General features: G+C 71.1%; 17 protein-coding genes. 7 read left to right on the forward strand and 10 right to left on the reverse strand.

The genetic code is table 11. From position 1 onward, the window contains the following. Nucleotide 1: 1 nt before the first annotated feature. From D7193_RS24795 to D7193_RS24815, 5 genes are all read right to left on the reverse strand, one after another. A complete protein-coding gene (locus D7193_RS24795; protein WP_120781927.1) occupies nt 2-943 on the reverse strand; it encodes a complex I subunit 1 family protein in 942 nt (313 codons plus the stop codon). Next, entirely contained in the window at nt 936-2099 is a 1164-nt protein-coding gene (locus D7193_RS24800) for a hypothetical protein (RefSeq protein ID WP_120782210.1), read from the reverse strand. The genes D7193_RS24795 and D7193_RS24800 overlap by 8 nt, the downstream gene beginning before the upstream one ends. Continuing rightward, entirely contained in the window at nt 2090-2413 is a 324-nt protein-coding gene (locus D7193_RS24805; protein ID WP_206611966.1) for an NADH-quinone oxidoreductase subunit A, read from the reverse strand. Before D7193_RS24805 ends, D7193_RS24800 begins: the two co-directional genes overlap by 10 nt. A 108-nt stretch (nt 2414-2521) precedes the next feature. Further along, on the reverse strand, nt 2522-3697 hold the full coding sequence (locus D7193_RS24810) for a glycoside hydrolase family 3 N-terminal domain-containing protein (protein WP_241563380.1): 1176 nt from the start codon (nt 3695-3697) through the stop codon (nt 2522-2524). Nucleotides 3698-3880: 183 nt separating this feature from the next. After that, on the reverse strand, nt 3881-4468 hold the full coding sequence (locus D7193_RS24815) for a TetR/AcrR family transcriptional regulator (protein WP_120781933.1): 588 nt from the start codon (nt 4466-4468) through the stop codon (nt 3881-3883). A 93-nt stretch (nt 4469-4561) separates the two neighbouring features. Here D7193_RS24815 and D7193_RS24820 point away from each other — a divergent pair, with 93 nt between their 5' ends. Further along, nucleotides 4562-5953 (forward strand): MFS transporter, encoded by a 1392-nt coding sequence (locus D7193_RS24820; protein WP_120781934.1) that lies wholly within the window; start codon nt 4562-4564, stop codon nt 5951-5953. A 172-nt stretch (nt 5954-6125) separates the two neighbouring features. On the opposite strand, the gene D7193_RS24825 is transcribed toward D7193_RS24820, so the two are convergent. Together D7193_RS24825 and D7193_RS24830 are read right to left on the reverse strand one after the other, a co-directional pair. Then, a complete protein-coding gene (locus tag D7193_RS24825; RefSeq protein WP_120781936.1) occupies nt 6126-6656 on the reverse strand; it encodes a GNAT family N-acetyltransferase in 531 nt (176 codons plus the stop codon). Between the two features lie 72 nt (nt 6657-6728). Further along, nucleotides 6729-7124 carry an Imm1 family immunity protein gene (locus tag D7193_RS24830; protein ID WP_120781937.1) on the reverse strand — a complete coding sequence of 132 codons (396 nt, stop codon included), beginning with the start codon at nt 7122-7124 and terminating at the stop codon, nt 6729-6731. Nucleotides 7125-7405: 281 nt separating this feature from the next. Here D7193_RS24830 and D7193_RS24835 point away from each other — a divergent pair, with 281 nt between their 5' ends. After that, a complete protein-coding gene (locus tag D7193_RS24835; protein WP_120781938.1) occupies nt 7406-7855 on the forward strand; it encodes an iron chaperone in 450 nt (149 codons plus the stop codon). 70 nt (nt 7856-7925) lie between these two features. Then, on the forward strand, nt 7926-8636 hold the full coding sequence (locus D7193_RS24840; protein WP_120781940.1) for a helix-turn-helix domain-containing protein: 711 nt from the start codon (nt 7926-7928) through the stop codon (nt 8634-8636). Here the strand turns inward: D7193_RS24840 and D7193_RS24845 are convergent. Further along, nucleotides 8618-9196, reverse strand: a complete 579-nt coding sequence (locus D7193_RS24845; protein ID WP_120781942.1) for a dihydrofolate reductase family protein — start codon at nt 9194-9196, stop codon at nt 8618-8620. The genes D7193_RS24840 and D7193_RS24845 overlap by 19 nt on opposite strands. Nucleotides 9197-9369: 173 nt before the next feature. Between D7193_RS24845 and D7193_RS24850 the strand changes: the two genes are divergently transcribed. The 4 genes from D7193_RS24850 to D7193_RS24865 all read left to right on the forward strand — a co-directional run bounded on the left by D7193_RS24850 (nt 9370) and on the right by D7193_RS24865 (nt 13013). Continuing rightward, the gene (locus D7193_RS24850; RefSeq protein WP_120781943.1) at nt 9370-10086 is read left to right on the forward strand and encodes a hypothetical protein; all 717 of its coding nucleotides are present in this window, start codon (nt 9370-9372) and stop codon (nt 10084-10086) included. A 129-nt stretch (nt 10087-10215) separates the two neighbouring features. Next, nucleotides 10216-10962, forward strand: a complete 747-nt coding sequence (locus D7193_RS24855) for a helix-turn-helix domain-containing protein (RefSeq protein ID WP_120782211.1) — start codon at nt 10216-10218, stop codon at nt 10960-10962. Nucleotides 10963-11202: 240 nt separating this feature from the next. Next, nucleotides 11203-12102 (forward strand): alpha/beta hydrolase, encoded by a 900-nt coding sequence (locus D7193_RS24860; RefSeq protein ID WP_120782212.1) that lies wholly within the window; start codon nt 11203-11205, stop codon nt 12100-12102. 53 nt (nt 12103-12155) lie between these two features. Then, entirely contained in the window at nt 12156-13013 is an 858-nt protein-coding gene (locus D7193_RS24865; protein WP_120781945.1) for a patatin-like phospholipase family protein, read from the forward strand. Here the strand turns inward: D7193_RS24865 and D7193_RS24870 are convergent. Then, on the reverse strand, nt 13010-13390 hold the full coding sequence (locus tag D7193_RS24870; protein ID WP_241563384.1) for an alpha/beta fold hydrolase: 381 nt from the start codon (nt 13388-13390) through the stop codon (nt 13010-13012). The two genes, D7193_RS24865 and D7193_RS24870, sit on opposite strands and share 4 nt — an antisense overlap. A gap of 21 nt (nt 13391-13411) precedes the next feature. Continuing rightward, the gene (locus D7193_RS34325) at nt 13412-13576 is read right to left on the reverse strand and encodes a hypothetical protein (protein ID WP_241563386.1); all 165 of its coding nucleotides are present in this window, start codon (nt 13574-13576) and stop codon (nt 13412-13414) included. Between the last annotated feature and the right edge of the window lie 58 nt (nt 13577-13634).

Genomic DNA, 13634 nt, shown 5'->3' on the forward strand with positions numbered 1-13634 from the left:
GTCAGCTCCTCGCGAGGGCGATACCGGCGACGAGCAGGTCCTGCAGCAGCACGGCGGGCAACAGCACCACCCAGCCGATCTCCATGAACAGGTCCGGGCGCACCACGGGCAGGCGGCGGCGCAGCCACACGAGCGCGGCCAGCAGGGCGAGGGTCTTCACCAGCACCCACAGCCAGGCCGGCAGCAGCGGGCCGGCGCCGCCACCGAGGAACATCGGCACCGCGAACGCCGCACCCGCGGCCAGCAGCGCGTATCGGCCGCCCAGGAACAGCAGTCGGTCGACGCCGGACAGCTCCGCACTCACCCCGCCCGCCACGTCAGGTGCCACGGCTGCGGAGAACGGCCCCCACATCGCGATCGCCAGCACGCCCATGCAGAAGACCAGGAAGGCGAGCGGCATCCACGTCACGAACCACAGGCCCTGCTGGGCGGCCGCGATCGTGCCGACGTTGAGGCTCGAGGCGGCCACCGCGGGCGCCACCAGCGCGAACATCAGAGGCAGCTCGTAGGCGAGCCCATAGGCGAGGAAGCGGTACCCGCCGACCAGCGCATGCGCCGAGTTGGCGCCCCAGCCGGTCAGCCACACGAACGCCCACGCCAGGACATCCATTGCGTTGAACCACACGACCCCGACGTCCAGGTCGAACAGCGTCCACGCTCCCAGCGGCACCACCGTGACGATCATCAGCGCCATCACCAGCAGCCCCGCACCGCCGGTACGCCACAGCAGGGTGTCCGCCGCGACGGTGGCCCGACGCCGCTGCCACATCAGCCGGGCCACCTCCCCCGCCGGCCGACTCCACCCGGTGCCGGCGGCGGCGCCGGCTGCTCGCGCGGACAGGAGCCCATCGACGATCGCGGCAACCGAAGCGAGCAGGCCCAGCAGACCGGCCGCGCCCAGCGCCCAGAACGCGGGAACGACCGTCACGGAGGGGTCAGACACGGCTCACCTCGCGGGCCGGGGCCGCGGCATCCAGGTCGAGGCTGGCGACGATCAGTCGCGCAGTCGCAAGATCCCAGCCCCGCACCAGCTCCGCCACCGCCTCCACCGGCACCGTCGGCTGCCCGGTTGCCCGGTGACTGCTCTCCTCTGCCACTGCCCGCGACGCGCGATCGAGCATGCCCAGCAGCCGGTCATGGGCATCACCCTCGAGCGTGTCCGGCAGGTCGCGGTTCACCAGATCCGACCGACTGAGCGAACCGAGCCGCCTCAGGGACCAGCGCAGCAACCAGGAGCGGCGCACCGTCCGGGTCAACCGAGCCAGCCGTGCCGGCGCATCGGCCGCGCCGTCCGGGTCCAGCAGTATGTCGCGGACCTGGCGAGCACCGGACGCGGCGTCATGGGCGCCGGCCAGCGCCAGCAGGCTGGCCGCGTTGTCGCACCGCCGGGCCGCGAACAGACGCCCGCTGCGGCTCGCACTGTCGTGCTCCGGGGTCCTGTGGCTGGGGTCGGTGAGGCTGGCTTGCGCGTCGACGATCACATCGCCGGAGAGGGTGCAGCGCAGGACCAGGCCGGCAGGCCAGTACGCCAACACGGGGCCAAGTCGTACGTGCAGGACGTCCAGTTCGAGGCCGTCGCGGTCCTCCCCGCGGTTGGCGAGCGGGATACCGGCCGGCGCCATGTCCATGTCGCCGTGCGCCACACCGGCGTGCCCGGCGTGCCCGGCATGCTCGTCGCCGCCCTTCGCATGATCCCCGTGGGGTCCATGACCACCGGTCGGGTGGCCGTCCGGGCGCGTTTGATCACCGCGGCCCCCTCGGCGCACACGGCTGTCGGTCTGCTGCCGGGTGATGTCCCGCAGATCCGCTTCGGCGATGTCGAGGGCGTGGCGCACCTGCTCCGGCGATTCGATGCCGATGCGGACCCGCGGTCCGGGCATTTGCTGCCACAGCCGGTCCGCCACCGTGGCCAACTCGACGCCCGGCGTGCCGCACACGGCCAGGACGTCGGCGTCCGCCGGGGACTGAGCCAGCCGCCATCCTCGGTCCAGAAGGTGATGTTCGGCCGCGACTCTCGTGAGCCAGTGCCCCGGTGTCTCCACCAGCAGGACGTGCGCGTGGCGGGCTGCCAGCCGGTGCAGCATGCTGGTCAGACCCATCGCAGGGCCCCTTCGCGCCAGGCCCACAGCACGGCCACGAAGACGCCGCCGAGGAAGATGAACATCTCGACGAGCGCCGTGGCCCCCATCTGGGCGACCACGACCGCCCACGGGTACATGAACAGCATCTCCACGTCGAACGCGAGAAACAGCAGGGTCGCCAGATACCACCGCACGTGGTGGCGCGAGAGCGCATGTTCCTCAGGGGGCCACCCGGATTGGAAGGGCAGGCAGGTCAGCGGCGCGGCGACGATCGCCAGCGCACGGTGAGCCAGGTAGAGGCCGGCAACGATCAGCACCGCCACCAGAGCCATTCCGACAGCGCCCGCGTACATTCCGCTCCCGTCCTGACGCCTGACACACGTACCTGTCTGATGCTGCTGCTCTGTGTCACCGTTGCTGGCTGGCCCGCGGCGCGACGGTCAGCGCTTGGGACGGAGGGCGTCGACCCTGGCGACGGACTGGTCGATGCGAGCCTCGGTCAGCTGGCCTCGGCGGACCAGATCAACCACGGTGTCCAGCGTCTTGTCGACGACGTTCGGGTCATACACCTGCTGGTTGGCAAAGACGAGGAGGTCGACACCCGCCTGCAGCGCCAGGTGGACCGCCTCGGCGGAGCCGAAGCGGCGAGTGATGGCGACGGCCTGCATGTCGTCGGTGACGACTGGTCCCTGCCAGCCAAGCTCGTTGCGGAGCACGTTCGTCACCACCGCCCCCGACAGGGACGCCGGCCGGTTCGGGTCCAGCTGTTTGTTCAGCACGTGCGCGGCCATCACCGAGTCCGCGAGGCCGGCCCGTATCAGTCGTCGAAACGGCTCCAGCTCGATCGGCCGCCACGTGTCGCTGACGTCGACGACCTCGAAGTCGGTGTTACCGGCGGCGCTGCCGGAACCCGGAAAGTGTTTCAGCACGGTCTTCACACCGGCAGCCCGGTGGATCTGGATCTCTTCGGTCGCGTTGCTGACGACGACATCGGGATCAGCGGAGAAGCTGCGGTCCAGCCGTCCGATCGCACGGCTCTCGGGGTTGACGTTCAGGTCCACCACCGGCGTGTAATTGAGGTTGACGCCGATGCGCGTCAGGCTGTCGACCAGGCCTCGTGCCCACTCCCGCGTCGCCGACGCGGAGTTCTCCGCGCCGATCTCCGCCTGCGATTTTGTCGCCGGGAACCCGTTGCTCGGATTGAGCCGGCTGGTCTGGCCCCCTTCCTGATCGATCGACACGATGAGCCGGCCCGACGAGGCAGACTTGAGGTCATTGATCAGAGCGGTAACCTGCTGCGGGGAGCGGATGTTGCGCTCGGACCTGGTTTCCAGGTCGCGGTCGAACAGGATCACTCCACCGAGGCCCGCTCTGATGGCTCTGACGATCCAGTCGTTGCGGCTCACTCGGTCTCCGCGGAAACCCACGACCAGCAGGCTGGCAATCTTCCGCCGCAGCGCCGCCTCATCCGCCCGTCCGCTAGGGGGGCGAACGACGCGGCTGGTCGGCGCCGACGTGGGCACGGCAGCTTGGCCGGTGCAGGCGGTGAGTGCGGCCACAGCGGCCGAACCAGCCCCGGCGAGCACCAGCCGGCGAGGCAGACGCACCCTGTTCACACCCCGCACGCTAGGGACCGTCACGCACCGGGAGCTGTGCGAACGCGTAGCCCTCACTCGTTCGATGCCCAGGGCGCCGTCGACAGCACGTGCTTCCCGCGAGGAGCACCGAGGCGGCGACCCGACTCGGCCGGAGCCGCCGCCGACGCGCCGCGCACGCTGCCGTGTCAGCCTGTGGCGTCGTCAGCTGCCCGGCTCGGCGTAGGCGGCCAGGATCGTCTTGGCGATGAATCGGGCGGCGTCCGCGCCGTCTAGTCGCCCCTTGGCCACGTCGATGGCCGCGCCGTGGATGACGTGGTGCAGGACGCTGGTCAGCCACTCCGCGGGCAGGTCCGCCCGGAACGCTCCTTCCGCCTGGCCGCGGCGGATGAGATCGTCAACGCGCTGCGCCGGTTTGGCGTGCAGTTCCTGCACCCGCCCCGACGGCAACGCCTCCTGCGCCGCCTCCAGTACGGCGGTCCACTGGGCGACCAGCAACCAGCTGGACGTGATCAGGGCCTCGAGTGCGTCACGGGGATCACCGGTCAGGTCGAGGTTTCCCAGGACGGCCTCCCCCTCGGCCAGCGCTCGGGTGAGCGCGGCCTCCACCAGCGCTTCGCGGGACGGGAAGTGCCCGTAGAGCGTGACTCGCCCCACCCCGGCAGCTCTGGCGATGTCACTGACGCTCGCGCCCGCGTCACGGCTCAGGCAGGCCACGGCCGCGTCCAGGATCTTCGCGACGTTCTGCTCGGCGTCGGCTCTGCGGGTCGGCCTGGCCGGCGGGTGAGACATGTAACTCCCTAACTCATACAGCCCTGTTCGGGTTATGGTAGCTCCCCACAACTCGAACACTACTGTTCAACTTACGGAAGGAGGTCGACCGTCATGGCCGAACCCATGACCGTCACCACCGCGCCCCCTCATCCCCACCCCCAGCGCTGGAAGATCCTGGGCCTCGTCGGGGTCGCGCAACTGATGCTGATCCTGGACGTCACCGTTGTCGCGATCGCCCTGCCGCACATGGGCGCGGACCTTGGGCTGAAGCGGGAGGCCCTCACCTGGGTGGTCAGCGGGTACACCCTCACCTTCGGGGGCCTGCTGCTGCTCGGCGGTCGCGCCGCCGACCTGTTCGGCGCCCGTCGCCTGGTCCTCGCCGGGCTCCTGCTGTTCACCGCCGCGTCCCTCACCGCCGGACTCGCGAACAGCGGCACCATGCTGTTGGGCGGTCGCATCGCGCAGGGCCTGGCCGCGGCGATCCTCTCCCCCGCCGCGCTGTCGCTGATCGTCACCATCTTCGACGGCGAAGAACGCAACAGGGCCCTCGGAATCTGGTCGGCCCTCGGTGGCGGGGGCGCCGCCGTCGGTGTCCTTCTCGGCGGCCTGCTGACCGCCGGGCCCGGCTGGCCCTGGGCGTTCTTCATCAACGTCCCCGTGGGGCTCGTCCTCCTGCTCACCCTCCGCACGCAGCTTCCGACGCAGCCTCGACCCGTCGCCGGCGGTCGGCTTGACGTGCCGGGCGCGGTGCTGGTGACGGCCGCTACCGGGTCGCTGATCTACGCCCTGATCCAGGCCGGAGACCGAGGCTGGGCCGCGCCAGCCACCGCGATCCTGCTGGTCGCGGCAGTGGTGCTCTACGCGGCGTTCGTCGTCCGCCAGCGCCTCGCCGCCAGCCCTCTCATGGATGTGCGACTTCTCCTCCGCCGGCCGGTGGCCGCCGGAACGCTGCTCATCCTCGTCGCGACCGCTCTGATGATCAGCGTCTTCTTCCTCGGCACGTTCTACTTCCAGAACCATCGAGGGTACGGCGCGCTGCACACCGGGCTGCTCTTCCTTCCCGTGGCGCTCGCGACCATGCTCGGCGCGAACGCCACCGGTCGCATCATCGGTCGTGCGGGCGCCCGGGCCTGCGCTGTTCTGGGACTTCTCCTCGCGGCAGTCGGTATGGCGACCCCCGCCCTCTGGGCCGGAACGCTGGCCATGGTGGTCGGGGTGGGCGTCGCCTCCGCCGGCACCGGCGCCGTCTTTGTCGTCGCCTCCGCGACCGCGCTCGGCCAGGTCCAGCCGCACGAGTCCGGTCTCGCGTCCGGAATCGTCAGCACCTCCCACGAGTTCGGCGCCTCACTCGGCGCGGCCGTCGTGTCCAGCGTCGCCGCGGCAAGCATCGCCGGCACCAGCACCGCCGGCTTCGAACACGGCTTCACGACCGGCGCCGTCATCGCCGCCACCGCGGCGGTCCTCGCCTTCATCCTCATCCCGAGCGCACGCTCCCGCCAGTGAACCCCGGCGTCCCGGCGGGCGGTCACCCGCCTGCCGGGAGCGTCGGCACCAGCTCACAGACATGCCGTACGGCCGGCCGACCGGGCAACCTTCGCGTGCCGCGGTGCTCCTACCTGACGGCGCCCACATGAGCGGTGTGCTGCCCGCCTTCGCGGCATGCGCTGGTTCTGGTTCAGCCGGCTGCTGACGGCGGCTTCACCAGCTGATACATGACGTGGTCCTGCCACCGGCCGGCGATGTTGAGGTATTCCGGCGCCATACCGAACCGCACGAACCCGTTGCGTTCCAGCACCCGCTGCGATCTGACGTTGTGCAGCAGGGTCTCGGCCTGCACGCGATGCAGCCCCAGGTCCTCGAAGGCCACCCGCACCATCTCGCAGACCGCCTTGGTCGCGACCCCTCGGCCGTTGTGGCTGGCGCTCACCCAGTAGCCCATGGAGCACGACTGGAACGGGCCCCGAACGATGCCGTTGAGCGTGATGCGGCCGCTCACGCCACCGGAGTCGTCGAGGATCACGTGCGGCAGCTTCGATCCACGCTCGTACTGTTCAAGGTCGGCTTCGATGACGGCGCGCTGCCCATCCGCCGTGAAGTAGTCCTCGCTCCGGACCGGTTCCCACGGCGCGAGGAACTCGCGGTTGACACGGAGCAACTCGGCCAGGGCCGGCGCGTCCTCCAGCGTGACGAGTCGGGTGATGTTCACCCAACCATCGTCCCAGTAGCGCAGGTCCCCCTGCTCGCCAGGCCGGACGGGCCGCCGCCGACGCCGGGGCCGTTACGGCTTCTCGACCCACTGCACGATGGTGGGCCGTAGGCCGGTACGGAGGAATTCGTGGGCGGCCTGTCGGGCCACGTCTTCGCTGATCTCGAAGGGTTCGGCGTTCCTGGCGGCGAACCACGGGTCGGCGAACGCGTCCTCGGCGTCGTCGAAGGTCTGACCGGGTGGGGCGCCGGGCGGCAGCGGCCCCCAACTGAGCAGGATGTCGGTCGCGTCCTCCCACGTCAGCCCGGACTGGTGGCCGGCAAGGTTGACGAACAGGGTCTGCACGCCGTCTTCGCTGACCAGCGACATGCCGTTACTCGGTACGCGGTCGAGGACGGCGTCGAGGTCGGCGGGGCCGGCCACGATGGTGCACGTGTCGCCGATCCAGGCCTGCAGCGGCGCGTTCATCGGCTGCCGACTGGCGGTGGGGTTGCACAGCCGTTCCGGTGGCACGGAGAGCAGGTCGCCGACCAGCTTCCCGCCTTGGCTGACTCCAGCATCACGACCTGCTCCAGCGGTGGGCCTCGGCTTCCGGGGCCACGAGCCTAGCCGCTGCCGGAGCGACACGTGGTACCCGTGGCCGTCGACCTGATCAGGAATCGAGAAGCAGCCCGAGTGCCGTCCGGCCTAGCCTTTCTTCCAGACGGCCGGCACGTCGCCGAGCCTGGACCATCGAAAGGCAGCCCGCGATGCCCGCGAAGACCTCCACGACAGAATCCCACGGCTTCAGCGCCGACGAGCGCGCCGCCATGAAGGCGCGCGCCGCCGAGCTGCGCACCCAGGGCAAGAAGGGCACCAAGAAGGCGGACGATCTGCAAGCGGCACTCGACAGCATCGCGAAGATGGCGCCGGAGGATCGTGCGCTCGCCGAGCGCGTACACGTGGCGGTGACCACTGCCGCTCCGGACCTGTCGCCGAAGACCTGGTACGGGATGCCCGCCTACGCCAACGCCGACGGCAAGATCGTGGTCGCCTTCAAGAACTCGGGCAAGTTCAACACCCGCTACTCGACCCTGGAGTTCCAGGACGCGGCCACCCTCGACGACGGCGACCTGTGGCCGGTGTCGTACGCGATCCAGACGTGGAGCCCGGCGGTCGAGAAGAAGATCATGGAGTTGATGGAGGCCGCGGTCTCCTGACCGTCGCCGCGACCCCGGGCGCGCCTCGAGGGGACCCTGCCGGGCGCAGTCCAGCCGCTACTCTGCTGCCGTGGGACTGCGGTTCACGACGCGAGCGTCCGATTCGCCGTGGGTCGACACCGTGTGGACCTGCGCGAGCGAGCAGGTCACGCAGATGACTTCCGTCGCGACGGCGCACTGGGGCCTCGTGTTCTGGACGCAGGAGGGCGGGGCGTACGCGGCGGTCTCCGGCCCCGAGACCGGCGCCGGCGTCGCGCCCGTGCCGGTGGACGCGACGTTCGTCGGCATCGAGTTCTCGCTCGGCACGTCACTGCGGGTCGTTCCCACGCCGGCCCTGGTCGACGCGGGCGCGGAACTGCCCGACGCCACGGCTCGGACCTTCCGGTTGGACGGCGCGCGTTGGGAGACACCCGGCCCGGACGACGCCGAGGCCCTGGTCGACCGTCTTGTCCGCTGGGGAGCCGTGGTCCGGGATCCGCTGGTCACCGAGGTTCGCCGGGGCGCCTGCCCGTCGGTGTCGGCTCGCACCGTCGAACGCCGGTTCCGCGCCGCGACCGGGCTGACCCAGGGCGCCGTACGGCAGATCGAACGCGCCCGCGAGGCCGCGGCGCTGCTGGCCGGCGGCCTCGCGGTCGCCGACGTCGTCAGCCGGCTCGCATACTTCGACGAGCCGCACCTGGCCCGGTCGTTGCAACGGTACGTGGGACGCACGGCACGGCAGCTGCGGGAGGGGGCCGGCGGCGCCATCGCCCTGGATCTGGTTCAGCCGGCGACGTCGTAGATCAGCTTCACCACGCCGTTCGGGTAGGCGGCGAAGTCCCGCAGGCGCAGCACCTGCTTCTCCTTGTCCGAGGTGCTGAACACGCTCTTCCCGGCGCCGAGCAGGGCGGGGAACACAAGCAGGTGGTAACGGTCGATCAGGCCCGCGTCCGACAGGCGCCGGGTCAGCTCGGCGCTGCCGTGGATGAAGATCGCGCCGCCCTCGCTCTTCTTCAGATCGAGGACGTCGTCGGTGGAACGCAGGATCGTCGTCGGGCCCCAACCGTCGACCAGGGCGTCCTCGGACAGCGTGCTCGACAGGACGTACTTGGGCAGGTCCTTGTAGGCGGCGTGGTCCTCCGAGTCACGCCAGACCGGCGCGAACACCTCGTAGCTGCGGCGGCCGAACAGCAGCGCGCTGGTCTCGGCGAGCTCCTCCCCCTTGAGAGCGAAGGCCTCGGGCAGGACGTCGACGTCCTTGAACACCCAGCCACCGCTGCGGTGCTCCTCCCCCGGCCCACCGCCGGGCGAGTCCACCACGCCGTCGAGCGACATGAACCCCGTGTAGACCAGCTGACGCATGCGCCTTCTCTCCTCTTCGTCGGAACACCGGCGCCCATGCTAGGAGGCGGCCATAGCGATGGTCTTGTACAGAAACGACAAGCCCCCGACCCGCCACCCCATCACCGCTACACGATGCTCGGCGCACTAGCATTGCCGCGCGGTCCGGGATGGTGCGGTGGAAACGAGGCGCGATGGATTGGCTCCGGCGGTTGCTGGGCGGCGGCGGGCGGGTCCACCTCGATCCGCAGCGGCAGCAGGCGTTGCTACGGGACGTCCAGCACCGGTACGGCGCCGCCACGCGGGTCCGGTTTCCGGAGCAGGTCGACGCGGTCACCAGCACGTTGGACGGTGACGACGGCCTGGTGGTGGCGGCCCGGATTCTCTGTCAGGTCGCCGACGAGGCCCACGCGGACCTGCAGGCCCAGGCCCACGACATACACGTCCGGACGGGCCGGCGACTCCTGGTGCACCGCCGGAACTACCGGCCGTTGTGGAGGGAGGCCGGGCCCGCGCTGCGGTGGCCGCTGTTCGCGTTGCCGAGCGGCTTTCATCCGTACGTGCAGGTGGCCGCCGCCGTCACGGTGGCCGGCAGCCAGGCGTCCCGGCTCGACCGGGTGACCGACCCGAACCCGCTGCTGGTCCACCTGTTCGAGGTGCTCGACCTCACCACCGCGGGCTGGGAGTACGGACGGGTGCGGGTGGACACCGATGCCGCGGCCCTGGCCGACCGGATGATCACGACCGCCGGGCAGGTTCTCGCCGCCATGGACGACCCGCCCCGGCTGCCACCTGCGATGCGCGAGTTGATGCGCCGCAACAACACGCTCGACGTCCACGATCCGAGCGGCCCTCGGGTGGTCGGTGGGTTCAACCTGGGCGCGAGGCTGCGGGAGCAGTTGCTGGTTTGAAGCGAGGCCGTGCGCCGCGCGGGTGGCTCGTACCATGACCGTGTGCGACCTGGCGGGCCGGTTCGTGTCGCGGGGGCCGTGGTGGACATCGCGGTCCCCGCACGGCCGAGCCGCGTGACGGGGGTCCGCATGGCGGGGTTCCGCGGTCGGGCGGAGGGACCCGTCGAGCTTCAGATGGTTCCGCACCCGGCGCTCACGGTGTTCGTCGATCTCGGCGACGCGCTGGTCGTGGATGGCGCCAGCGGCGGGCGGAAGCGAGGCAGCGTCGTCGTCGGTCTGGCTCCGGGCCGCGTACGAGGGTGCGGACGGGACGCCGACCTTCTGCAGCTACGGCTTTCGCCGGTGCTCGCCCATTCGGTGTTGGGGGACTCGCACGATTGGGGCACCGGCGTGATCGCGCTCGATGATCTCTGGGGGCGCGACGCCGAGCGGGTCCGGGAGCAACTGCGCGCTACGGGGTCGTGGCAGGACCGATTCGCGGTCGTGGAGGCCGCGCTCGCCCGACGGCAGGACGCGGGCCGGGCGGTGGATCCGGAGGTCGCCGTCAGTTGGGGGCGGATCGTCCGCAGCCGCGGGCGGGTACGGGTCGAGCGACTGGCGGCGGAGGTGGGCTGGAGCCGCAAACGGCTGTGGTCCCGGTTCCGGTCCCAGATCGGTCTCACGCCGAAACGCGCCGCGATGGTGGTCCGGTTCGACCACGTGGCGCACCGCCTCGCCGGCGGACGGGGTGTCGCTCAGGTCGCGGCGGAGAGTGGTTTCGCCGATCAATCCCACCTCTGCCGGGATGTCATGGCCATCGCAGGTATGACGCCCCGGGCCGTGGCGGTTGCGCCGTGGCTCGCGGTCGACGACGTCGCGTGGCCCACGCGGGCGTGAGCACCGCAACGGTGACGGGTGCTCCCGCCACTGGCTGGCAGGGCGGAACATTTCTCCAAGACACTCGCTGATCCGCCAGCGATGCTGACCGTCATCCGGCAGACGCACGGTGGCCCTGAGTCACGTGACGGACGGTAGGAGGCGGCCGATGGCACAGCACGCGCCCGGGTCGGGGACGACATGAGGGGCAGAGCCCCGCTGGGCACCCGCATGCTCCGGGACGCCCGGAACTGGGAGGCCATGACCGACGACCAGGTGATCGCCGCTCGCGACGAGGCGAACCGTGCGGGATCGTCCCGTGCCGCGCGCATCGTCACCGGCCTGCCGGACCGGCGCGCCCGCATCGACGAAGCCGCGATCGACCTTCCGGGTCGTCGGCTGATGCTGCGGGTGCACCGCCCGAGGGCGGCGCCTCGACGGCTGCCGCTGATCCTCTCGTTCCATGGTGGAGGTTTCATCGCGGGCACCGCCGCGCAGAACGACTGGCTCAACAGCCACCTCGCGGCCCGTTGTCCGGCGGTGGTCGTGTCGGTGGAGTACCGCCTCGCGCCGCAGCACCCGCTGCCCCGCCCGATCGAGGACGGCTACGACACGCTCGTACGGCTTGTCGCTGACCCCGCCCGCTGGGGCATCGACCCGGCGACCGTCGCGGTGATGGGCGAGAGCGCCGGCGGCATGATCGCGGCCCTCATCGCGTTGCGTGCCCGTACGGACGGCCCGCCGCTGCGCGCCCAGGTGTTGAACTATCCGAGCACGGACTGGACCGAGAACATGACCGACTACCCGTCGGTCACGGCGAACGCCGACAACCCCACGCTTCCGCTGTCCAGGTTGCGTGCCAGCCGCAATCTGAGCGTGCCGCCGACCCTCGACCCGCGCAGCGTGTCCCCGATCGCGTTCGGCAGCCTCGCCGGCCTGCCGCCGGCGCTGGTCGTCACCGCTGGGTTGGACCCTCTGGCCGACCACGGGCACCGGTACGTCGAACGTCTCCGCGAGGACGGCACCGATGCCCGCCTGGCGTGCTACCCGAAGGCCACCCACACCTTTCTCAGCACGCCCGGCCTCGTACCGGCCGCCCGCCCGGCGCGCCGGGAGATCCTCGCCTTCCTGCGCGGCCACCTTCTGGCAGATCAGCCGTGATGCACTAAACTGCGTACACTGTTCGCAGTAACCGAACTCGAAGTGAGGTACTGATGACGAACGATGCGTGCCCGGTGTGGGTGCTCGGTGGCGGTGGGGTGGCGGGCATCGCCTGGGAGGTGGGGCTCCTCGCCGGGCTCGCGGACGAGGGGGTGACCGTGACCCCGGACGCCGTACTCCTCGGCACCAGTGCGGGTGCCGTCGTGGGCGCCCAGGTGGCCAGCGGAACCCCGGTGGCGGAGCTCTACGAACGCCAGCACCAGGGCGTCGCCCACGAGACGGCGACCGGACTGGGTTTCTCCGACCTCCTCCGGCTCGCGCGGGCGCAACTGTTCACCCGCGGCCCGGAGCACGCGGCCCGCCGCATCGGCCGACTCGCTCTCGCCGCGACCATCCACGACCCGTCGCAGCACCGCCGCATCGCCGAGGCCCGGTTGCCGGACCACACCTGGAAGGAGGCGGACCTCCGCATCGTCACGGTGGACGCCGAATCCGGTAGAAGCCGGATCATCACGAGGCACGACGGCGTACCCCTCGTGGATGCCGTCGCCGCGAGTTGCGCCATGCCGCTCTCCGCCGCTCCGGTGAGCATCGATGGCCACCGCCACATGGACGGAGGCATGCGGTCGACCCTCAACCTCGATCTCGCGCCCGGCAACGGCCCGGTGGTCGCGCTCGCACCGAGCACCGCCGCCATCGGACCGTGGGCGCGCATCGGGAGGCAGCGCGCCGCGCTGGGGTCGGATCGACGGGTGGAGCTGCTGCTGCCGGACCGGGCCTCCAGACGAGCGCGGGGAAGAAACGTGATGGACAGGTCGGTCGTGCCGGCACTCGTGGCCGCCGCGCGCGACCAGGGCCGGCACGAGGCGTCACGGGTCGCCGCCGCGCTCTCGGCGGCCAGCCTTCCCTAGCTGACCGGACCGTCCGGACCGATCGCCGCGGCCACCTCGCTGAGGTCGTTGCCCAGCTGGTGATCGCGCCCGGGTAGCCGGTGCACCCGCGCCTGCGGGATGGCGCGGGCGTACCGGTCGGCGTGCGACGGTGGGGCCGTCTCGTCCTGGAGCCCGTGGAACACATGCACCGGCACGCCGTGCGGCAGCCTCGCGCCGAGGTCGTGCGGCAGTGTGAACTCGTCGCCGGCCCAGCCGCCGGCGCCGACGAACGGAGCGGCGATCAGCACGATCGCCGTGAGCTTTCGCTCCGGTGACCGCTCGGCGAGTGTGTTGATGAGGATCGTCCCGCCCACCGAGTGGCCCGCGACGACCGCGCCGTCGTCCAGCGCCGCCATCTCCCGCCGGATGGCCGCGCTTCACCGGGGGTAGCTCGGGTCGCCCTCGTCGGGCATACGCGGGTAGCGGACCTCGTACCCGTTCCCGAGCTTCCGCCTCAGACTGTCGACAAGCTTGTCGTCCCAGTCGTCGTGCGTACCCGCGCCGCCGCCCTGGATGAACAGGACCTGCCGGGTTCCCGTCATGACGCCCTCCCCCGCGCGCTCGCGACGATCCCCATCCTCCCTGACGGGTCCGACGGTC

The sequence above is a fragment of the Micromonospora costi genome, assembly GCF_003626655.1.
Taxonomy (GTDB): Bacteria; Actinomycetota; Actinomycetes; order Mycobacteriales; family Micromonosporaceae; genus Micromonospora; species Micromonospora costi.